Source organism: Syntrophomonas palmitatica JCM 14374, assembly GCF_001311885.1.
Taxonomy (GTDB): domain Bacteria; phylum Bacillota; class Syntrophomonadia; order Syntrophomonadales; family Syntrophomonadaceae; genus Syntrophomonas_A; species Syntrophomonas_A palmitatica.
In genome coordinates this window covers 169,776-190,143 of the sequence record NZ_BBCE01000002.1, presented here as the reverse complement: position 1 = coordinate 190,143, position 20,368 = coordinate 169,776, and the positions used below count along the sequence as shown (strand labels likewise).

Sequence of the window (20,368 nt, the reverse complement as noted above, 5' to 3'; positions counted from 1 at the left end):
TTATTTTCTGTTAAACCCGGGGAAGAGATTTCAGACTCTCCTGCAGTTCAGTATCGGATAGTGCCACGTCTTCCGTTTTCCCGGAAAGATACATGTCATACGAACCTAGGTCAAGGAATCCATGCCCGCTCAGGTTAAATACTATAGTCCGGCTTACCCCTTCCTTTTTAGCTTGCAATGCTTCATCAACAGCCACTCTGATAGCATGAGCAGATTCAGGAGCCGGTACTATTGATTCGGTCTGCGCAAACAGCATCGCCGCTTCAAAGGTAGGATTCTGCATGACCGCTACGGCTTCAATCAAGCCATCATGATAAAGCTGGCTAACCAGGGACGAATCGCCGTGATAACGCAAACCTCCCGCATGAATTCCCGAAGGCATAAAATCATGGCCCAGGGTATACATCATACTAGCTGGAGTCATGCCGGCTACATCGCCATAATCATAAGCAAACACGCCCCGGGTTAATGTAGGACAGGCAGCAGGTTCAACTGCTACCAATCTTATATTTTTACCGGCTATTTTATCAGGGATAAACGGGAAGGTAATCCCTGCAAAATTACTTCCACCCCCGCAGCAGGCTATAACTACATCAGGATAATCATCCACCATTTCCAGCTGCATTTTTACTTCCTGGCCAATAACTGTCTGGTGCAGGCATACATGATTCAGAACACTGCCAAGCGAGTAATTGGTATCATCTCTTTTGATCGCGTCTTCTACCGCTTCACTGATGGCAATAGCCAGAGTGCCATTGCTGTCCGGATTCTTCTCCAGGACTGCGGCCGGCTTCGGTTAGATTACTGGGACTGGGTACACATTTGGCGCCATAGACTTCCATAATAGAACGCCGGTATGGTTTTTGATAAAAACTCACCTTGACCATATATACCATGGCTTCCAACCCGAAAAGCTTGCAAGCCAGAGATAAGGCCGTTCCCCATTGACCTGCTCCAGTTTCGGTGGCAATTCTTTTTATGCCTTGGATTTTATTATAAAAAACCTGCGGCAGAGCAGTATTAAACTTATGACTGCCTACAGGGCTTACGCCTTCGTATTTATAATATATCTTGGAGTTCACATCGAGGGCTTTTTCCAACTGACGCGCGCGAAACAAAGGCGACGGTCTGTATTGCTTATACAAATCTCTGACTTCAGAAGGAATCTCAATCCATCTCTCCTGTGAAACCTCCTGCATAATTAACTCTTTGGCAAATATCGGTTCCAGGTCAGACGGAGCCAGGGGCTGCATGGTCTGAGGATTCAGTCCTGGAGGCGGAAGGGTGGGCATATCTGCCTGGACATTATACCAGAACTTGGGAATTTTCTCTTCGGGAAGCATAATTTTAGTGAGCTCATCTCTGCTCATCTCCGCTTATCTCCTCTCTAGTTTTAAATTTTTATTTGAAAGAAATTGTAACACAAGCAAAACGGTCACACAAGCAGGTAACCGTTTAGTATATAGTTATGGCGCCTCCCATTTCCGTTCCCTCCCATTTATAATGTTCTTCTTTCTCTACACCGTGTCGTTTCTGGTGTTTATATAGAAAATTTTCTGACTTGCTAAATGGCAAGCAATCTTAAAGCGTAGGTGTATTGTAGCGCCGCCAATACTCAGAAGAATACTTTTATCCAATACTGCGTTTTTCCCAACATTAAATTTACCTTTACAATTTAGCATTTTTTTTAGATATTAAAAAAAATAACCACAGTTCACAAGTAACGGAGGATGTTATGCCTGCGGATTTTGCCTGGAGAATTGTCGACATAATATTCTTCATAAACCTGTTTTTGGTTCTGGCAGTAGTGGTCTTCGAGCGGCGCAACCCAACCGCTACCCTGGCCTGGATTCTCCTGCTCGTCTTTATGCCTGTAATTGGATTTATTTTTTATGTGTTTTTGGGGCAAAGCTGCGCAAGAAGAAGATTTTTTACCTTAAGGAAGAAGAAGAACAGGAACTGCTACCTGTCCTGGCCCAGCAGGAAGCCAGTATACACACCAACAGCCTGGTCTGCCGTGATCCCAGAGTTAAGGAATACCAGGACCTCATCCACCTGCAGTTAAACAGCAATCAGTCGCTTTTAACCCAGGACAACCAGGTAACGGTTTTTGATGATGGCAACGAACTCTTCGAACAGATGCTGGCTAGCCTGAAAACAGCCCAGAACTATATTCATATCGAATTTTTTATTATACGCAATGACAAACTGGGGCGGAGAGTAATGAAACTGCTCACTGAAAAAGCGAGCGAGGGAGTAGAAGTTAAATTTCTTTATGACGGAATGGGCTGTATACGCCTGCCGCGCAATTTTTTTCATAAACTTAATCGGGCCGGAGGAAAAAGTGCCGTATTCTTCAAACCATTTTTGCCTTATATTAACCTGCGCATTAACTACCGCAACCATCGCAAAATCTGCATTGTTGACGGCAAAGAAGCCTATATAGGCGGTTTTAACATCGGGGATGAATACCTGGGACTGTCACATCGCTTTGGATACTGGCGCGACAGTCATGTGCTCATTAAGGGCAGCGCAGTTGACGCCATAGAAATGCGCTTCCTGCTGGATTGGCGGTATGCTGCTCAAGATCCCTTGCTGCAGATAATTAAGTACTTTCCCGAACGCGAACCGGGAGAAGGCACCTTAGCGGTACAAATAGTATCCAGCGGTCCCGATTTGACCTATTCAGCCATCAAAAACGGCTATATCAAACTTGTAAGCAAAGCTCGCCAAACGGTCTATATTCAAACACCTTATTTTGTTCCGGACAACAGCATATTGGAGTCTCTTAAAATCGCCGCCCTCTCTGGTGTCGATGTGAGGTTAATGTTGCCTGCCAAACCTGATCATTTCTATGTTTATTGGGCTTCATTGTCATACGTGGGAGAATTGCTGGAAGCGGGCGTACGCTGCTATATGTACCAGCGCGGGTTTCTGCACAGCAAAACCATAGTATGTGACAGTTTTGCTTGTACTGTTGGAACTGCCAACCTGGATATCCGCAGCTTTGATTTGAATTTCGAAATAAACGCTTTCATATATGATCAGGATATCGGCCAGCAGTTAACCGAACAGTTCCTGCGCGATATTAATGATTGCGTAGAAATTACCCCCGAAGTCTATTTTTCCAGACCTCTGCGCGTCAGATTCAAGGAAGGTCTGTTCCGGCTAATGTCACCCATACTGTAGGCAAATTGGCGTTCTTGCCCCAAATTCATTACACTTTATATAATTACAAAGATTCAAAATCAAATGTTTAAAAGGAGGCGTTGGTTCCGCCCTCGATTAAAACCGACCGCATTAAGCCAGTACCATCTCTCCTGGCCTGTAATCCCTAGCCTTCAATAAACGGTGCAGATTAACCGCATGATTGTGCCGTATCTGTCCTATTTCGCTTTATTCCCCAAATACATATATAAAGCGATGGTAAACGCCATTATCGCCAACATAGGGAAAACGAAATAATTGATGTTGGGTTGATGGTAGTTTTTCAAGGCCATCTGAATCGTGTACCAGGAAATCACCGTGAACATCCAGACGGTTTCAGTCTTTAACCATATCATAAACGTTCGGGCCATCTGGTATTGAACCCGGGCATTTTCCTCTGTAATCGCCCACATGTAGTTATAGATTTGGGGAAAGCGTTGCATTATGGTCATGGGCAGATAAATAAGCAGTATGCCAAGAGCGGGCATCATAAACAGGGTATTTTTGCCTCCCCAGCCGTCTACCTGACCGGCGCCGTTAAAATGGGTGGGAATAGTCGCGGGAAGCTGCGGATAATACCTGGCTATGGCTCCCGCCATTATCAAAATTCCCAATAGGGCCAGGAATTCACCCAGCCAGTCCAACGGTGAATTGGCAATTTTAAAAATCGGTCTCTTATTTTTAGAGAGATTTCCTTTCTTCATTATGATTGCCCTCCCTAATGGTGAATTTCTTCATGTTAAATTATACTAGCAGATCATTATTATCAAAATAAATATCCTGACTGCAAGAAATTATTAAATGAACAACAAAATACGAGTCAATAATTATATATTACTAAATGTTATTTTTAATCTGACATTTTATTATTTATAATACAAATGGAAAATATTTATTAGGGAGGAATGATAGTGAAGAAAAGGTCTCTAATCAGTTTATTGCTCGTATCCTTATTAATTGCGTTGCTGGTATCCGGCTGCACCCAACAAACACCCGAAGCTGACAAGCAGCCAGCCGAGCCTCAGAAAACTTCGATCAAGATCGGCGGTTCCAGCACCCTCGCTCCTATAGTAGCCAAATGCGCTGATAATTTTACGGAAGAATTCAAGACCTGGAACAAGGTAGATGCCAGTCTGCCAGAAGAACCTATAGTTATCTTTGTTTCCACAGGAGGTTCGGGCTTCGGTTTAAAATCGGCCCAGGACGGAACCTTTGATATCGGCCTGGTTTCCAAGAGCTTGAAGGATGATGAAAAAGCCCCCTTTGCTCAAGGAGAAATAGTACAAATAGGTTCGGATGTTCTGGATATCGCGGTCAACCCGCAGAACCCTGCGGCAAAGGTAAAACCTAATCTTACCAGCGCGGAATTAAAAGATATCTTCTCAGGCAAAATAACGAGCTGGAAGCAGCTGGACCCCAAACTGCCGGATAAAGAAATCGTAGTAGCGGTCAGAGATATCGGCGGCGGCGCCAGCGAGGTTTTTGACAAGGCGGTTATGAAAGGAACTCCTATCTCGCCTAAAGCTCAGCAGATTCCCTCCATGGGCGCCCTGGCAGCCAAGATTATGGATAACGCTGACGTAATCGGTTATGTTTCGTCAGGGCTGGTCAATCAGAACCCAGATAAACTGGTGCCGATTAGCGTAGATGGCGTAGCTCCCACCCTGGATAATATCAAATCGGGCCGATACATTATTGGCCGCCCCCTGCTGGTACTGAGCAAAGATAAGTTTGATATCCGCGAGAAATTGTTCGTAGATTATCTTAGCTCGGAAAAGGGCCAGGCTGTAGTTGAGGAAATGGGCTATATTAAGGCTGCTAAATAATCACTCCTTCTCTTAAGGGGCAGGTTGGTTTTCCTGCCCCTTGTTTTTAATTTTAAATGAGGTTACTTGTATGACGGCACTGAAACATAAGTCCTGTAAAACCGATGCTGGTCTGGGGCTGATCTTTTTTCTTACCGCCTTGTTCTGTGTTTTATTGCTGGCATCTCTGTTGCTTTTCCTATTGCTGGAGAGTTGGCCGGTATGGACCAAGGTTGGAGTTTGGAAATTTATCAGCGGTCAAACCTGGCTGCCTCTGTCAGTTTCTCCACAGGTGGGGGTTGCTCCCATGCTGGTAAGCACCATTTGGGTGTCTGGCGGGGCATTGCTATTGGCTGCGCCGCTTGGTTTTGCCTGTGCGGTTTTTATGGTTGAATTCGCTCCCAGGTTGCTGGCGGCTGTAATACGCCCGGTGCTTAACCTTCTTACCGGGATTCCCTCAGTTGTATATGGTTTTCTAGGCGCCTCCATACTGGTAAACTTTTTTGAAGTCTCCTTTGATTTGCCCAGCGGCGAGTCGCTTTTTGCCGCTTCGGTAGTGCTGGCCATCATGGTTTTGCCCTTTATAACCGCAAACAGTGAAGCTGCGCTTCGATCAATTCCTGCCGAGTATCGCCATACCAGTCTGGCTTTAGGTGTATCAAGACCTTATTATGTAGTGAAGGTTTTGTGTCCTGCGGCTCGCAGGGGTATGATGCTGCGCTGGTATTGGCCTTTGGACGGGCAGCCGGAGAAACTATGGCGGTTTTAATGATGGCAGGCAATACTATGCTTATGCCTGGTTCCTGGTTTAATCAAGGAGAACCGCTGCCGGCTTTGATTGCATTGGAACTGGGCAGCGCTTCACCTGGAACCCTTCATTATCAGGCCCTATTTGCTGCAGGCCTAGTCTTGATGATGGTTGTTATCCTGGTAAATCTATTTATAAACCGCTTATTGGGGCCGGACGAAAAAGGGGTGAAACCCTTTTGATAAAAAACATGTATTTGCGGGATAAACTTTTTATTCTCGGTCTATGGTTTTCTGCAATTATCGTACTAATAATACTGGGATGTATTATCCTTTACCTTTTCAATAAGGGAGGTTCGTTTATAAGTCTTGACTTTCTCACCGGGCGTCCCCAGGGTTCCCCTCTGGGCAGCGAAGGAGGCATCCTGCCTGCTCTAATGGGCACCTTGTGGCTGGTGGCTATAGCTTTGCTGGCAGCAGGTCTTCCCGCACTCTTTGCCGCCATATATTTAAACGAATACGGTCCGCAGAGAAGAAGCAGCCGGTTGATGAACCTGCTCTTGCAGAGTATGGCCGGGGTCCCGTCCATCATAACCGGGTTGTTTATTTATGCCCTATGTGTGGTCAGACTGGGTTGGGGCATATCACTGCTGGCAGGAAGCATGGCTTTGGCTTTAATGATTTTTCCGGTTATAGTCGTATCTATCCGAGAAGCTCTTGGAGCAGTAGATTCTCAAACCCGCCTGGCAGCTGCTGCTCTCGGTGTCTCAAAGACCTACAGCCTGCGACGGATTATTCTTCCCCAGGCTGTGCCCGGGATCCTGGCCGCTTTTCTCCTGGCGATGGGTTATGCCGCCGGAGCTACCGCTCCCATCATGGTAACCGCCGCCGCTATCGTGGCTCCTGCTCCGCAAAGTCTATTTCAGCCCGTCATGGCTCTGCCTTATCACCTCTATATCCTTTTTAATGAACATGTATCGATGCAGCAGGCTTATGCCACAGCTCTGGTACTGTTAATACTACTGTTGTTAATAAATGCTCTGGCACTTTATCTGAGAAGCTGGCAGGAAAGGAAACAGGCAGGATGAAAAACACAGCCATAGAAATCACAAACTTCAGCAGCCGCTACGGCCAGCAGGACGTACTGCAAAACATATCTTTAACTTTTTCCAGCAAGGCAATTACCGCCATAATTGGTCCTTCCGGCTGTGGGAAAACCACTTTGCTGCGCAGTATAAACCGCACTGCCGAGTTGGAACCCGGCTACAGCTGCACCGGAAATATTCATTTGTTCGAGACTTCCATATTCGCCCTGGATGCTTATACCGTACGGCGCCAGGCAGGTATGGTTTTTCAGACTCCTGTGGCTCTGCCGCTCAATATCCGTGAAAATATACTCTTTGCGCCCCGTTATTATGGTTTGCGCCGCCGGGCTTTACAGGATCAACTGGTAGAAAGCTGCCTGCGCAAGGTGGGTCTCTGGGAAGAGGTTAAGGACCGGCTGCAGCGACCGGCCTCCCACTTATCAGGCGGGCAAAAACAGCGACTGGCTATAGCCCGGGTTTTGGCTGTAGAACCGCGGGTGCTCTTACTTGACGAACCCTGCTCCAGTCTTGACCCCGCTTCAACACAACAGGTGGAGGACACTTTGCGTGGTTTGGCATCGGAACTGTGCGTAATAATAGTAACCCATAACCTGGCACAGGCACGCAGGATTGCAAACGAAATCGTTTTCATTCTAAATGGACAGCTTATCGAAGCAGGAGCTGCAGAAAATATTTTCTCCTCTCCGCAACAGGCCAGGACCCGTGACTTCGTAAGCGGCTTATTCGGTTAATCGCTTGATCGCGCTTTATTTTATTACCATCTGCTTGTCTTTTGCGGCAAAGTCTTTTTTATGGTATGTATTAAGTAATAACCTGACACCTCTGATAGATGAAGGGGGATTGCTTGATGAAGCTGGCCAGAATTCCCAAAAAAACGGTTGACATAATCAGCACTATATTCAATGGTTTTGACGGGGCCTTAATAGTAGATGAAAAGGGACAGATCATTACAATTACGGAAAACTATGCAGAAGTATGCGGGCTTAATAGAGAGGACGTAGAGGGCAAGCATGTCCTGGAGGTTTTTCCCAAGAGCCGCATGATGGAAGTCCTGGCAACCGGCAAACCTATTTTCGCCGAGTTATGGGAAGCAGGCAAAGAAACCGTATTTGTAACCCGGGTACCGATAACATCAAATGGACGGATCATCGGCGCGGCAGCAGTAAGCGTTTTCAGATACATGGATGAAGCCCGGAGTTTTGCCAAACGTATGAAAAGCCTGGATCAGGAACTGGAATATTATAAATCGCAGGTTCGCAAACTCTCGGGAGCACGTTATTCCTTTGACGCTCTGGTTGGAACCAGTTTGCCTATTGTTAACGCCAAAAGCCATGCTCAACAAATGGCCAAGAACAAGGCCCCGGTACTGATAACCGGTGAAACCGGCACCGGCAAGGAGCTATTCGCCCATGCCATACACCAGGCCAGCCCCAGGCGTGACCGTCCCTTTATTCGGGTAAACTGTGCCAGTATTCCAGATAACCTCAGCGAATCAGAACTCTTTGGCTATGAGGAAGGAGCATTTACCGGAGCCCGCAAAGGAGGCCGTCCTGGTAAATTCGAACTTGCTCATGGCGGCACCATATTTCTGGATGAAATTAATGAACTCCCTAACCACGTTCAAGCTAAACTGCTGCGGGTGCTGCAGGAAGGAGAAATCGACCGTGTGGGAGGAACTGAAGTCAGTTATGTTGACACCCGGGTTATCAGTGCTACCAGCGCCAATCTGGAAGAAATGGTGGCAAAAAAGCAATTCCGTCCTGATCTGCTTTATCGTATTAACGCCCTGCTCTTAAGAATACCTCCTTTAAGAGAACGGTTGGAGGATATTCCCCTGCTAAGCGAGCATTTTATCAATACCTGCAACTATGAGTTGGGAACCGCCGTATCCGGCATCGACCCGCGCGTATTACAGGCATTTGCAAATTATGAGTGGCCAGGCAATGTTCGCGAACTTCGCAATGTTATCCAGAGAGCCTGTTTAAATGCGGGATCAGATATCATCAGGATAAACCATATCCCTAACGAATCAGCCCGGTTCATAAACCAGAAACATGAACCTGCCAGCATGAATTTACAGGAGCATCTGGATGAAGTCGAACGGGAGTTTATCGCCAATGTTCTCAAATCTGTGCGCTGGAATCGGAATAAGGCAGCACAGATACTGGGCATTCATCGCACTTCTCTTTGGGCCAAAATGAAGAAATATGACCTGCTAAACGAATAATGGATTTGTTTTATCAACATTTTGTTGTCTTATCGCAACACCTTGTTTTGTCAACCACGTTCTTTCTCTCCTTACGACCCAGGCGCGTTTATTATTCATTTCCTATTAATCATCCCCTCTTTGAATGTTGATTAAACGCAACATATTGCTGTGAGAATAGGCAGATGATCTTAACCCTCAATCCCTTCAGCAATATATACCAACTACCTATTTGGCTGCATCTCTTATCTTTTTTACGCTTTTCGCCCCTGCCTGGCACCATTATTGCTTAATAAACAGCCAGAGAAATAAAAGGGGGTTTCAAAAAATATGAGGACGTATCTGGATGAATACAGAAGCAAACGAATTACTGCGGAACAGGCTGCGCAGTTAGTTCATGCCAACGATGTCATTGAGTATGGACAATTTGCCACCAAACCGGTAGACTTTGACCGCGCCTTGGGGGCAAGAGCCGGAGAAGAGGGTTTGACAAATGTTAATATAAGAGCAACCGGCAGCGTATTGCCCATCCCCGAAGTAGTTAAAAATGACCCGCAGCACAAATCATTCTATTACGGCAGCTGGTATTTTACTGCCCTGGATCGTAAAATGTCAGACCTGGGGCTATGTATTCACTACCCATTTAGTTACCATGAAGCCAACAATATTGGATACAATCCCTGTTACCAGCACCGCTGGGTGGATATATGGGTAGCACAGGTTTCTCCTATGGATGGAGCCGGGTGCTTCAATTTCGGTCTGGCTAGTTCTCATAATTACTCAATGGGTAAAAACGCCAAAATCCGTATAGTTGAAGTTAATGACAATATGCCCCGTTGCCTGGGCGGTTTTGAGGAAAGCATCCACATCAGTGAGGTAGACTATATCATTGAGGGTTCTAACACTCCGATTTTTACCACCCCTCCATCACCAGCGCCATCTGCCGCAGAAAAGAAGATTGCTGAATATATTGTCGAGGAAATAAAGGATGGATCCTGTATTCAGTTAGGAATAGGCGCTCTGCCTAACACCATCGGTATGATGCTGGCTGAATCAGACTTGAAAGATCTGGGTATCCAGAGCGAAATGTTCTGTGATGCCTATGTGGCTATGTATGAAGCAGGTAAAATCACAAATGCTAAAAAGGCCGTAGACCGCTTTAAATCAACCTATACCTTTTCACTGGGCACTAAGGAAACCTATGATTTTCTGCACGACAATCCCCGTCTGGCCTCCTGTCCGGTTGTTTATACAAATGATCCGGCCAGGGTCAGAGCCAATGATCGCATGGTTTCCATAAATAATATTCTGGAAATTGACCTGTTGAGTCAGGTCTGCTCGGAATCCAGCGGCTTAAGACAGATTTCCGGTACTGGCGGCCAGCTTGATTTCGTTATCGGCGCTTTTGAATCTCGGGAAGGATTGAGTTTCCTGGCTTTTTCTTCTACTTTTACCGACAAAGACGGCAAAATGCTCTCCCGCATTAAGCCATATTTAACACCCGGGGCTGCGGTTACGGTTCCCCGCACCATGGTGAGCTGGGTTGTTACCGAATATGGAAAGGTAAACTTGAAAGCGCGTTCCATATGGGAGAGAACTGAATCGTTAATTAATATCGCCCACCCTGATTTTCGTGATGAGCTGGTAAAAGCGGCTGAAGAGATGAAAATCTGGCAGCCCAGCAACAAGATTGCCTGTTATGCTTAGATATTAAGGGATTACCCCTCAAAAATTTCCCTGGCCAGGCCTGGTTTTCTATAAACCAAGGCCTTTTTTTATATATTGACTTCCAAACGTTAAAATATCCTGTCCATTTTTTTTGATCCTTAATAAGTTCCAGCAGATGATATGTAAATAACAACAAGCTATTAGTTATATAGTTAAAGCAGATATTCTTTTAGGGTTCTTGTTTGCTTAGAAATCGCGGCGGGAGAAATTCCGCCAGGCCAGGATCAATAGGGCGGTAATATAAATAACGGTATACAGAGTCATCCAGCCGCTGGGTACCAGGGCCGCACCAAAAGGATCAAATCCATTAAATACACCCTGCCCCAGTTTGCCGCTGGCCGTACTGATCGCCAGCCGGTAAACCGAATCAGATGGATTAATAAGACTGCTCAGGATTCCCACATTAATTAGATTCTTACTCTGCATAATTGCAGCCACCTGCTCGATAAAGCCTCCGATAATGGCCACGATGAGGAGCATAAAACATGTTACCCCGCCCGCCATAGTACTCAAGCTGGCCGAAAAGAAAAAAAGTCAAAGCCAGCAGCACCATAGGATACATTATGAATATCCCTATGCCTTTAATCATCGAAAGGGTTTCCAGGGGCATTTTAAAATAGTAACTGCTGATTAGGGAGATGGCCAGCAGCAAAATGACGCTGTAGAGAACCATAACAGATAAATAAGCAGTAAACTTGCCGATAAGTATTGAACCCCTTCCCAGGGGGCGGGAGGCCAAACCCAGTATGGTTCCGCTTTCTATCTCCCGGGACAGGCTTCCACTGGCCAATGCAATACACAGGGTTCCAATCATCAAGGTTGAGATATACCAGCCTAAACACATAAACTGGTAACATACGGTTACCATCATGCTGCTTACCGGTCCTTGGCTCATATCCCTTGCAGCATAGTATTCGCCCAGGGCGATAAGCCCCAGGTACATAAGCGTAAAAACCAAACCCAAATAAAACAAGCGTTTACTGGCGATTTCTTTTATAGTAAGCCTGAAAATATGTTTCATTTTTACCCCCGTCAAAATCTATAAGGCCAATGCTTCTCACTTCATCAGATCCAGGAAAACCTGTTCCAGACCGCCTTTAACAGTGTCGACCCGATAAACCCGCGTTTTGCAGCCTTTTAATTCATCAATAATTTCGGGAATTTCCTGGCGGTGATCTATCAACAGGTTAAAGTTTGAACCATTTCGCTGCAGCAATCGCCCCTGCTTTTCCCATCGCTGCAGGAGTTCTGCCGGAACCCCCTCAGCCTCGATCTGGATCTCATGGCTTTCCTGCATGAAATCTTCAATCTTTCCTGAGGCCACCATCTTACCTTTACGGATGAATCCCAAATGGCTGCAGGTCATCTCCACTTCACTTAAAAGATGGCTGTTTAAAAAAACACTGGTGCCTTCTGCTTTAAGCTGTGAAATAATATCTCGAACCTCTATTCTGCCTACCGGGTCCAATGCTGATGTGGGTTCGTCCAAGAACACCAGAACAGGTCTGTGAATCAACGCTGCTCCCAGGGCCAATCTCTGCTGCATACCTTTGGAATAACCCTCGACCTTTTCTTTTTCCCTTCCCTTGAGCCCGACTAGTTCCAGAGTGCGTTCAATAGCCTGACGTTCCTGATTTGCCGGTATATCATAAACCCTCGCATTAAAACGCAGCCATTCATAGGCTGTCAACCAGCCATACAAACGGAACAATTCGGGCAGGTAACCTATATTTTTGCGATTTTTAACCTCACTAACCGGACGCCCCTTGATAACAGCCTCTCCGCTGCTGGGATGAACCAAACCCAGCATGATTTTAACCAGGGTGCTTTTCCCGGCGCCATTGGGTCCGAGCAAACCAAAAACCTGCCCCTCCCCCAGGGAGAGGCAGATTTCATGACAAGCTAAAATAGAATCGTAATATTTGGTTATGTTTCTGGCTTCAAGCAGCATATCCAATCTCCAGTAATGATATTTCTGCCAGCTATTGCAAGCTTTCAGCTACTTCCCGCAGGTCTGGATGCTGACCCAGCAAAGGTTCCAGCGAGTAGATAAGTCCCTCTTCCTCCCACATCAGAGAAGGATGACCGTTGTTTGTAACCAGAACTGCTTCCTGCCCGCGAACTTTGATTTTTTCTACACTTTCTCCTGGTATTACCAGAGTATGTTCCCAGTCATCCACGGCCTGCAGCTGCCGTTTGACTGTTTCCGGCCAAAGAGGCAGATTCACCAGAGCTGCGGCTGCTTCGCGTACATTTACTCCTGACGGGACATGCACTTCGGGAGCCGGGCCTACGAATACCCTATATTCTGAATATGTTGCATTGATGTAATTACCCATTTTTACAACCACAGTCTGCCCGTCTAGTTTTTGCGGCAATAATGCCTGACTTCCCAGGGTAGTCAGAATCTGGTTTACTTCTTTGACTTTTGGAGTAATATACATTGTCGGTACTTTTTGCAATTCTATACTCTGGGCTTCGGCAGCCGGCAAGCGGGGCTGAAAAGAAAGCTGGCTTAGTTCAGCAGCCTGTATGGTTTTTTCTTCACCCGGTCCATCTGTACGGATTTCGCCCAGACTGGCTATGTCCAGTTTAAGATCACCCTTTTCCAGGGCCTGTTGTATTTGCTGGATATCATCTTGACTGATGCTGATGCTGTGCAATTTTTCCACCCGAAAAACCTGTAAGAAATCGGCCACTGCCATCCGCACTGAAGGCAAAAATGCCATCATGCCCACCAGCACTATTGAAGCGGCAACCGCTGACCAACGTTTCATTTTCATGCTGAAAAATCCTCCTTTATCCTTCTTTAAACTTGATTGAATCTTACGCCACACCCGATCCTGTCCTCTTGGCTCTATTACTTCCATACTCTCAAGAATTGGCTGCAGCTTTTCCTGGCCAAACGCAAGGGCCTGCTGAATTTCCATCAATCTGCGGGCGCAGCGGGGGCAGCTATTTACATGGATTTGAACTATCCTCATCTCCTGAGCCGACAGTTCATGTTCCAGATATAGTAGAAGTTTTCCTTCGTCCTGACATTTCATGGTTATGCTCCCCCTCCTTTCCCATATACTCTTCCCTAAACTTAGTCATAGCCCGCGCCAGAAGCGTTCCCACCGAACCCGGGGCTATATCCAGAGCCTCCGCTATGCTTTGATATGATTCTCCTGCCATCTTCATTTTCAACAGTATCTGATCCCTCCAGGACAGACGAGATAGGATATCTTCTACTTCAAGACGTTCTATCTGCTGTTCGGTATTATTTTCCCGGCTAATTGTTTCAGGATCCTGCAGTATCTCATGACTGGCAATCAAGGTGTGCCGTCTGCCGTAATTGATAGCCAGGCGGCCGGCCACCTTTTTCAACCAGGCCCGCGGATACTCTATCTCACCCTGGTTGTCCAGCCTGAACCAGCGCAGGAATGTTTCCTGGCAGATTTCTTCCGCCGTTTCCCGTTGCGAACACAGGTACAAGGCATAACGATACAGGGCGGGGTATTCCTGATTATAGAATTCAAGCGCTTGATCCTGGTTGAGGCGTCCCAAATGACTCCCCCCTATTGTGAAGTTCGTCATATATATAGACAATCAAAAGGTTATTATTCTTACACTGTTGTTAATATTTTTACATCTGGTGACTATTCAAGTCCAGCAACAGCCAAGATAAGTTATTAGAACTCCTGCCTACAGGTAGCTTTTTCATTGTACAATTGCTAAAATAGGGCTTAATACACCGCACATCAAAGCATAATTTGGCAGGTATCAACGAATATGAAAATCATTATCATTGGCGCTGGAAAAGTCGGGTTTAGCATGGCGCAGCTGCTATCCCGGGAAAATCATGATGTAACCGTGGTAGAACAAGATCCAGACCGACAGCAGGTTCTGGAGGAAGAACTGGATATTCAGGTAGTGGCAGGCAGCGGTTCTTCCACCTCGGTACTGGAAGCTGCCGGGGTGCGCCAGGCCGATATGCTCCTGGCAGTTACCGAATTTGACGAATTAAATATGGTTTCCTGCTTGTTGGGCAAGCAGTATGGGGTAAAAACCACCGTAGCCCGGGTACGCAATCCCGAATACCTGGAAGTCAAAGCCTTTTCTTTGAATGAGGCTATGGGCATAGATATGATTATCAACCCCGAACGGGTAACCGCTACGGAAATTGCCCAAATAGTTCAAAACCCCGAAGCCCTGAATGTTGATTTTTATGCTGACGGTAAGGTCCAGCTGGTGGAACTTGAAGTGGGAGCAGATTCACCTTTACTGGGTAAAAAGATTAAACAGCTTGACAGCAGTGTACCTTATAATATCGTTTCAATCCATCGCCAGCACTCTATAATGGTGCCCGGAGGTGAGGACAGCCTCGAAAAAGGGGACCATATAAACGTTATGGCCCGGTCAGTAGACATGGCCAAAGTAGAAAGGCTGCTGGGATTTCATGCCCGCAAGGTAGAAAATGTTACTATAATGGGCGGAGGCAGAACAGGTTATTATCTGGCTCAGATTCTGGAGAAGCAGAATCCGTCTATTAATATAAAGATTATTGAAAGAGATCGGGAACGTGCTCGTCAAATTTCCAACAAACTTAAACACAGTCTGGTAATAAATGGGGACGGAAGCGACTATCAGCTTTTAGAGGAAGAGAATATTGGCGCCTCAGATTTCTTTGCCGCCGTAACCGATGATGATAAGATAAACCTGCTTTGCGCTCTTATTGCCCGCAATCTGGGAGTGAAAAAAACCGCCTGTCAAGTTAAACGCACCGATGTCCTGCCTCTGATTGAGCAGCTGGGAATTGATACTATTCTCTGCCCTCGCCTGCTCACTGCCGGAGTAATTCTTAAATATATTAGGGTTGGAGATATTATTTCCGTAACGGTATTTGATGAAGATCGTGCTGAGATCTTGGAATTATTCGCACAGCCTGGTGCTGTGGCAGTAGACAAGGAGCTAAAGAATATAAAATTCCCGACTGGTTCTGTTATTGGCGCAGTAGTCCGCGAAAACAACGTATATATTCCGGACGGCAGTTTTCGCATAAAACCCCATGATCGTCTCATAGTCTTCAGTTTGGCCCGGAGTATACACAAAGTTGAAAAACTATTTCTTAACGGAGGTAAGAAGTATTGATAAGGCCCAGGGTACTCATGCGCAACCTGGGTCGAATGATTTTGATTACCGGGCTGGCCATGTTAAGTTGTTTATTCTGGTCTGTTCTGTACAGGGAAGAATCAGGTTTCGGTATAGCTTATGCAACCTTGTTTACCATAGTGGTAGGATTTATATTCACTAAGCTTGGTTCTCAAAGCGGAGACATGAGCTATAAAGAAAGCCTGGCAGTTGTAAGTTTGGGTTGGCTGGTAGCATCTGTATTCGGCAGTTTGCCTTATATAATTACCGGATACTTGCCATCCCTAGCCGATGCTTGGTTTGAAACCGTATCAGGTTTTACAACCACCGGCGCCAGCGTAGTTACTGATGTGGAATCCTGGCCCCGGGGTCTGTTATTCTGGCGCAGTATGACCCACTGGTTAGGCGGTATGGGCATTATAGCACTGTTTGTAGCTATAATCAGCATTGGGGTCAGAGCCAACCAGTTGTTCAAAGCGGAAGTTCCGGGCCCCACCGCCGATAAGATAAGTCCACGTATACGAGAAACAGCCAAAAGTCTCTGGAAAACTTATATTTTAATAACCGCTGCCTGCGTATTTTCTCTGATTCTGGCCGGAATGGAGCCTTTTGATGCTATGTGTCATTCCTTCGCCACCCTGGCTACCGGAGGCTTTTCCACTAAAAACGCCAGTATAGCCTATTACACAAATCCGGCCATTCATTGGATAATCATTTTATTCATGTTCTTATCAGGAGTAAATTTCTCACTTCACTTCATTGCTTTGCGCAAAAGAAAATTCATGGTTTACTGGCAAAATGCGGAGTTCAGATTCTACACAGCTATAGCGCTGATGGCTGCAGCTGCTGCAGCCATCAGCCTGCATAACACCCAAACTATGCCCGGATGGGAAAAACCTATCCGGGATGCCTGTTTCCAGGTAGTATCCATAATGACGACCACCGGTTTTGCCACCGCTGATTATGACAAATGGCCGGCATTGGCAAGCGGAGTCATTTTCCTGATGTTTTTCACAGGAGGTTGTGCCGGTTCGACTGGGGGCTGCATAAAACCGGGGCGTTATATAATCCTTTTTAAACGAGCCTTAATTGAGGTTAAGAAAATGATCCATCCCCGGGCGATGTATCCCCTGCGCTATCAAGGCAAAGCCCTTCCAGAAGCACTGGTCACAAATGTACTGCAGTTCTTTTTTCTCTACATTTTCTTACTGGCGGCAGGTATGGCAATACTGAATGCAGCGGGGCTGGATGTTATGAGCAGCCTGAGCGCTGCCGCGGCCTGTCTGGGAAATATAGGTCCGGGGTTTGGTCTGGTGGGCCCTACCCAGAACTATGCCTTTATTACTGACGGGGGTAAGTTTACTCTGGGTTTCTTAATGCTGGTAGGGCGTCTGGAGATTTTCCCCCTGCTGGTCTTGTTCCTGCCTGAATTCTGGAGAGAATAAAAAACTTTACATCAACAAGTCACCAATGATTCGATTTCGTTTCTTGCCTTTTGATTTAGACAGCACCTTCTTTTACCCATCCCGAGATTGCCCATTTTAGATGGTATTTGGGGCGGCGGCTCCGAAAAATCTATCTGCGGCAGTTCAAATATTGCCTGATTCGGGCAGGATTTGACGCATTTCCTGCAGCCTACACATTTATCCGCATTATCGATATGCGCGTGTTCATGCCTCAAAAAATGGACCTTGCCAATTACATTTTTAGGGCATTGGCTGATACAACTTCCACAAGCCGTACAGTTCTGGCTTTGGATAGTAATATACTTGGTGCTCAAATGGCCGCGGAGTTGATGCGTGCCGCCCCCACGACGTCCATTTTGATGATAAATAAATGGCATTTTCCTTCACTCCCCCGATTTTATGTGGTTTACAAATTTAACCACTGCGAATGATGTTCATCAATGTAATCCCGGCTGATTTTGCCGTCAATGACCACACGTGCGGTCTCAGGATTGGCCAGTATTGAGAGATAGATGTGTCCTATTACCATAATGGTTGAAAAACAGCCTATTAAACCGTGTAAACCCCAGGCGATATTCTGACGACCAGCCAGAGTATGATGCGCTCCCTGTTCCATTGCCGTGGCCGTAATGAATAAAGCAATAGCTGCAATTAACATCAGCCAGTAATAAATCTTCTGCCCGGCGTTAAAACGCCCTGCGGGCAGATGCATAGACCTTGTCGAGAGATAACCCCCGCACGACTTTATCCATATCCAATCGTAGCTGCGAAATGCAACGTCCCGCCGCCATAATGCCAGATTGATAATCGCGATAATTAAAAATGCCACTCCTATAAATCCATGATGAGGTCCCAAATGCGCTTCGCTTTTATATAACATTTCTATCCCAGTAAAAAACAGAATAAAGAACATAATGATTCTCAACCAGTGGAAAATTACCTCCTTGAAATTAAAACGCGTAATCAATTCCTTAGCTGAAGATCCTGGTTTAACCTGACGTTTAACAAATATAGAATAATGAGCAGCACACAAAACTATTGTCATGGTCAGGGATATAAACCAGAATCCTGTTTTATGAGCGAGATAAACGTTAATCATCATCTTGCCCCCTTTCCTCCTCTGTTTCCGCATGGCGATGTTCCAGGATCAGTTCGCGGTAGGCTTTTTTGACTAATAGCAGCTTGATATTATCCAGTCCCCTCTTAATATCATCAAGGGGCGGATGAGGCTGCTTATGAGGATTATCGATGATTCTATCATGGACCAAAGAGACCTCCGTACGGATCAATCTCAGATATTCCCCGTATATAACCAAATCCTCGCTTTTCAAACCGAGGTCCAGTAAATATTTAAACGATTTGCCAAGCAGCAAATCGTTCCCCGTAAAAAGCCCGTGATTCATATTAGAATTAGGCAATATCAAGCCTTGTTCTATTAATATCTCCACAACTGATTCAGTCAGCCCGGTTTCGTTAATGAATTCAGCCTGAGTTAAGCAACGTTCTGAGCTATCAGGCCCTTCACCAACAAATAATTCGTCAATGGCTCGCAGATGATCGGCAGCATCCATATCTTTGCCCTCGCGTCTGCCATCCATGATTACCTTTATTACAGCCAGAGGAAAATAGCGTTTTTCCTGAAGCTCTTTAATTAAGGAAATCTCTGCAATATGCCTGTCATCGTAGTAAGCCATGTTGCGGCTGGTTTTTACCGGCGGACTCAACAACCCTTCGCGCAGGTAATAGTGTATGGTTTGCTTGGAAACCCCTGAAGCGGCAACTAATTCACTTATTTTCATTAAAGATTCAGCTTGTTTCGTTACCAGCACCCCCCATATCAGTTTATTTGTATAGTGTATAGTTTTACTATGTAATTTGTCAACGAGATACCCCCATTATTTGAAAGCCTCAAGATTATACCGGTTAGTCACCTTTTATTTGGTTTATAGCGGCTATACACTTTAAGGCCGACAAATCTTTATCCTTTACTTCCAGCATAATATCCGGCTGCGGTATGGGAAGTCCTTTATAAAAATTTATAAACTCATCTATTTGAATGGTGCGGGAATGTGCTCCGGCTTTCAGGCCCGGCTCCTGCTGCGAATAGTGTAGTTTCTGCCGCCCGTCTTCCGCTTTCCAGGTGTTTCGGCATGCGTTTATCCATTCGTATTCTCCTGTACATTCCGGCGCTGGATTGACGCTATGGTGAAATACATCGAACACCACTGGAATATCAAGGAATGACGCTGCCGTCAATACTTCTCGCACATCATATTTCTCGTCATTTTCTAAAACCAATCTTTTTTGAGTGTTTTCTGAGAGCAGCCCGTAGTTATTGATAAAATTCTTCATGGCTATGCTTCTATCACCATATATCCCACCAAGATGCAGGATAATTTTATGCTGCAGGCCAAGCCCTAGAGAATCAAGGAAGCGGCCATGGTACTCCAGGTCAGATATGGCTTTCTGTACCGTATCTTTATCAGGAGAATTTAAGACTGTATATTGCCCGGGATGCATCGATACCCGCATACCCCATCTTTTAATCTTGTCCCCCAGCTGCCGTAAATCTTCTTCATACATCTCCCACCAGCGACTTCGATTTACCGGGTGCGAACCAAAGGGGATAATACCTGAACTGATACGAAACAGCCTGATGCCGTTGTAGAGGTTGTATTCCAGAATGCGTCCCAGGGTGTTAAGGTTCATCGCGATTAATTCATTTAGTTTCTCGGGCCGGGCGTTTTTTAAAACACACCCCCGCATGGCACTGTCTTTCAAGCCCAGCGCTATACAGGCATAACCGATTGACATTGTCTTATCATCCTTTTTATGCGCAATTCATGATATTAATATTATTGTCCAATATATATCTCTAAATATCTTTAAAAACTCTTACCCCTTCCATTTCCCGTTTGTTATTTGTTAAAATCAATTTGTGTCTTTCGACAAAATATCGTATTTGCTGGC

The 20,368-nt window shown here is 45.8% G+C and carries 20 protein-coding genes and 2 pseudogenes; 11 read left to right on the top strand and 11 right to left on the bottom strand.

Features of this window, described 5'->3' with window-relative positions:
• Nucleotides 1–10: 10 nt before the first annotated feature.
• A pseudogene (locus tag JCM14374_RS02270) lies at nucleotides 11–1,370 on the bottom strand (TrpB-like pyridoxal phosphate-dependent enzyme).
• 365 nt (nucleotides 1,371–1,735) lie between these two features.
• On the opposite strand from JCM14374_RS02270, the pseudogene JCM14374_RS14310 reads away from it, so the two are divergent.
• Nucleotides 1,736–1,855: pseudogene (locus tag JCM14374_RS14310) on the top strand (hypothetical protein); the annotation flags it as partial.
• On the top strand, nucleotides 1,846–3,189 hold the full coding sequence (cls, locus tag JCM14374_RS02265) for a cardiolipin synthase (protein ID WP_369397272.1): 1,344 nt from the start codon (nucleotides 1,846–1,848) through the stop codon (nucleotides 3,187–3,189). The pseudogene JCM14374_RS14310 and the gene cls, both read left to right, overlap by 10 nt.
• Before the next feature lie 197 nt (nucleotides 3,190–3,386).
• Here cls and JCM14374_RS02260 read toward each other — a convergent pair whose 3' ends face one another.
• Nucleotides 3,387–3,911: a DUF1648 domain-containing protein gene (locus tag JCM14374_RS02260; protein WP_054692934.1), complete on the bottom strand. Its 525-nt coding sequence runs from the start codon at nucleotides 3,909–3,911 to the stop codon at nucleotides 3,387–3,389.
• A gap of 207 nt (nucleotides 3,912–4,118) precedes the next feature.
• On the opposite strand from JCM14374_RS02260, the gene JCM14374_RS02255 reads away from it, so the two are divergent.
• From JCM14374_RS02255 to JCM14374_RS02225, 7 genes are all read left to right on the top strand, one after another.
• Nucleotides 4,119–5,033 (top strand): phosphate ABC transporter substrate-binding protein, encoded by a 915-nt coding sequence (locus tag JCM14374_RS02255; protein ID WP_054692932.1) that lies wholly within the window; start codon nucleotides 4,119–4,121, stop codon nucleotides 5,031–5,033.
• Between the two features lie 70 nt (nucleotides 5,034–5,103).
• On the top strand, nucleotides 5,104–5,781 hold the full coding sequence (locus tag JCM14374_RS02250; RefSeq protein ID WP_054692929.1) for a PstC family ABC transporter permease: 678 nt from the start codon (nucleotides 5,104–5,106) through the stop codon (nucleotides 5,779–5,781).
• Nucleotides 5,769–6,002 (top strand): ABC transporter permease, encoded by a 234-nt coding sequence (locus tag JCM14374_RS14305; RefSeq protein WP_054692926.1) that lies wholly within the window; start codon nucleotides 5,769–5,771, stop codon nucleotides 6,000–6,002. The genes JCM14374_RS02250 and JCM14374_RS14305 overlap by 13 nt, the downstream gene beginning before the upstream one ends.
• A complete protein-coding gene (gene pstA / locus JCM14374_RS02240) occupies nucleotides 5,999–6,847 on the top strand; it encodes a phosphate ABC transporter permease PstA (protein ID WP_242848782.1) in 849 nt (282 codons plus the stop codon). The genes JCM14374_RS14305 and pstA overlap by 4 nt, the downstream gene beginning before the upstream one ends.
• Complete coding sequence (locus tag JCM14374_RS02235; RefSeq protein WP_054692923.1) at nucleotides 6,844–7,596, top strand: phosphate ABC transporter ATP-binding protein; 753 nt, start codon at nucleotides 6,844–6,846, stop codon at nucleotides 7,594–7,596. Before pstA ends, JCM14374_RS02235 begins: the two co-directional genes overlap by 4 nt.
• Before the next feature lie 116 nt (nucleotides 7,597–7,712).
• A complete protein-coding gene (locus JCM14374_RS02230; protein ID WP_054692919.1) occupies nucleotides 7,713–9,092 on the top strand; it encodes a sigma-54 interaction domain-containing protein in 1,380 nt (459 codons plus the stop codon).
• Nucleotides 9,093–9,401: 309 nt separating this feature from the next.
• Nucleotides 9,402–10,778 carry an acetyl-CoA hydrolase/transferase family protein gene (locus JCM14374_RS02225; RefSeq protein ID WP_054692916.1) on the top strand — a complete coding sequence of 459 codons (1,377 nt, stop codon included), beginning with the start codon at nucleotides 9,402–9,404 and terminating at the stop codon, nucleotides 10,776–10,778.
• Between the two features lie 207 nt (nucleotides 10,779–10,985).
• On the opposite strand, the gene JCM14374_RS02220 is transcribed toward JCM14374_RS02225, so the two are convergent.
• The 5 genes from JCM14374_RS02220 to JCM14374_RS02200 are packed head-to-tail and all read right to left on the bottom strand — an operon-like array spanning nucleotide 10,986 to nucleotide 14,348.
• Entirely contained in the window at nucleotides 10,986–11,225 is a 240-nt protein-coding gene (locus JCM14374_RS02220; RefSeq protein WP_054692912.1) for a hypothetical protein, read from the bottom strand.
• Entirely contained in the window at nucleotides 11,215–11,820 is a 606-nt protein-coding gene (locus tag JCM14374_RS02215) for an ABC transporter permease (RefSeq protein WP_054692909.1), read from the bottom strand. The genes JCM14374_RS02220 and JCM14374_RS02215 overlap by 11 nt, the downstream gene beginning before the upstream one ends.
• Nucleotides 11,821–11,856: 36 nt before the next feature.
• The gene (locus tag JCM14374_RS02210) at nucleotides 11,857–12,750 is read right to left on the bottom strand and encodes an ABC transporter ATP-binding protein (RefSeq protein ID WP_054692906.1); all 894 of its coding nucleotides are present in this window, start codon (nucleotides 12,748–12,750) and stop codon (nucleotides 11,857–11,859) included.
• A 31-nt stretch (nucleotides 12,751–12,781) separates the two neighbouring features.
• A complete protein-coding gene (locus JCM14374_RS02205) occupies nucleotides 12,782–13,846 on the bottom strand; it encodes a zf-HC2 domain-containing protein (protein WP_054692902.1) in 1,065 nt (354 codons plus the stop codon).
• A complete protein-coding gene (locus JCM14374_RS02200; protein ID WP_054692899.1) occupies nucleotides 13,800–14,348 on the bottom strand; it encodes an RNA polymerase sigma factor in 549 nt (182 codons plus the stop codon). Before JCM14374_RS02200 ends, JCM14374_RS02205 begins: the two co-directional genes overlap by 47 nt.
• Nucleotides 14,349–14,573: 225 nt before the next feature.
• Between JCM14374_RS02200 and trkA the strand changes: the two genes are divergently transcribed.
• Complete coding sequence (trkA, locus tag JCM14374_RS02195) at nucleotides 14,574–15,932, top strand: Trk system potassium transporter TrkA (RefSeq protein WP_054692896.1); 1,359 nt, start codon at nucleotides 14,574–14,576, stop codon at nucleotides 15,930–15,932.
• 17 nt (nucleotides 15,933–15,949) lie between these two features.
• Nucleotides 15,950–17,377: a TrkH family potassium uptake protein gene (locus JCM14374_RS02190; protein ID WP_242848781.1), complete on the top strand. Its 1,428-nt coding sequence runs from the start codon at nucleotides 15,950–15,952 to the stop codon at nucleotides 17,375–17,377.
• Nucleotides 17,378–17,388: 11 nt separating this feature from the next.
• Here the strand turns inward: JCM14374_RS02190 and JCM14374_RS12980 are convergent, their stop codons facing one another.
• The 4 genes from JCM14374_RS12980 to uvsE form a co-directional block, all read right to left on the bottom strand.
• Nucleotides 17,389–17,775 carry a 4Fe-4S dicluster domain-containing protein gene (locus JCM14374_RS12980; RefSeq protein ID WP_083453816.1) on the bottom strand — a complete coding sequence of 129 codons (387 nt, stop codon included), beginning with the start codon at nucleotides 17,773–17,775 and terminating at the stop codon, nucleotides 17,389–17,391.
• 29 nt (nucleotides 17,776–17,804) lie between these two features.
• On the bottom strand, nucleotides 17,805–18,497 hold the full coding sequence (locus tag JCM14374_RS02185; RefSeq protein ID WP_054692889.1) for a cytochrome b/b6 domain-containing protein: 693 nt from the start codon (nucleotides 18,495–18,497) through the stop codon (nucleotides 17,805–17,807).
• Nucleotides 18,490–19,227 carry a MerR family transcriptional regulator gene (locus JCM14374_RS02180; RefSeq protein WP_054692887.1) on the bottom strand — a complete coding sequence of 246 codons (738 nt, stop codon included), beginning with the start codon at nucleotides 19,225–19,227 and terminating at the stop codon, nucleotides 18,490–18,492. Before JCM14374_RS02180 ends, JCM14374_RS02185 begins: the two co-directional genes overlap by 8 nt.
• 94 nt (nucleotides 19,228–19,321) lie before the next feature.
• Nucleotides 19,322–20,212, bottom strand: a complete 891-nt coding sequence (gene uvsE, locus JCM14374_RS02175) for a UV DNA damage repair endonuclease UvsE (protein ID WP_054692885.1) — start codon at nucleotides 20,210–20,212, stop codon at nucleotides 19,322–19,324.
• Nucleotides 20,213–20,368 lie beyond the last annotated feature (156 nt).

Excerpts from the sequence above, each read along its gene's own strand:
- JCM14374_RS02225 (WP_054692916.1), top strand. The coding sequence starts at position 9,402 with ATGAGGACGTATCTGGATGAATACAGAAGCAAACGAATTACTGCGGAA.
- JCM14374_RS02220 (WP_054692912.1), bottom strand. The coding sequence starts at position 11,225 with ATGCAGAGTAAGAATCTAATTAATGTGGGAATCCTGAGCAGTCTTATT.
- JCM14374_RS02250 (WP_054692929.1), top strand. The coding sequence starts at position 5,104 with ATGACGGCACTGAAACATAAGTCCTGTAAAACCGATGCTGGTCTGGGG.
- JCM14374_RS02235 (WP_054692923.1), top strand. The coding sequence starts at position 6,844 with ATGAAAAACACAGCCATAGAAATCACAAACTTCAGCAGCCGCTACGGC.
- JCM14374_RS02260 (WP_054692934.1), bottom strand. The coding sequence starts at position 3,911 with ATGAAGAAAGGAAATCTCTCTAAAAATAAGAGACCGATTTTTAAAATT.
- JCM14374_RS02210 (WP_054692906.1), bottom strand. The coding sequence starts at position 12,750 with ATGCTGCTTGAAGCCAGAAACATAACCAAATATTACGATTCTATTTTA.
- JCM14374_RS02230 (WP_054692919.1), top strand. The coding sequence starts at position 7,713 with ATGAAGCTGGCCAGAATTCCCAAAAAAACGGTTGACATAATCAGCACT.
- uvsE (WP_054692885.1), bottom strand. The coding sequence starts at position 20,212 with ATGTCAATCGGTTATGCCTGTATAGCGCTGGGCTTGAAAGACAGTGCC.
- JCM14374_RS02215 (WP_054692909.1), bottom strand. The coding sequence starts at position 11,820 with ATGAAACATATTTTCAGGCTTACTATAAAAGAAATCGCCAGTAAACGC.
- trkA (WP_054692896.1), top strand. The coding sequence starts at position 14,574 with ATGAAAATCATTATCATTGGCGCTGGAAAAGTCGGGTTTAGCATGGCG.
- JCM14374_RS02190 (WP_242848781.1), top strand. The coding sequence starts at position 15,950 with ATGCGCAACCTGGGTCGAATGATTTTGATTACCGGGCTGGCCATGTTA.
- JCM14374_RS12980 (WP_083453816.1), bottom strand. The coding sequence starts at position 17,775 with ATGCCATTTATTTATCATCAAAATGGACGTCGTGGGGGCGGCACGCAT.
- JCM14374_RS02205 (WP_054692902.1), bottom strand. The coding sequence starts at position 13,846 with ATGAAATGTCAGGACGAAGGAAAACTTCTACTATATCTGGAACATGAA.
- JCM14374_RS02185 (WP_054692889.1), bottom strand. The coding sequence starts at position 18,497 with ATGATTAACGTTTATCTCGCTCATAAAACAGGATTCTGGTTTATATCC.
- JCM14374_RS14305 (WP_054692926.1), top strand. The coding sequence starts at position 5,769 with ATGGCGGTTTTAATGATGGCAGGCAATACTATGCTTATGCCTGGTTCC.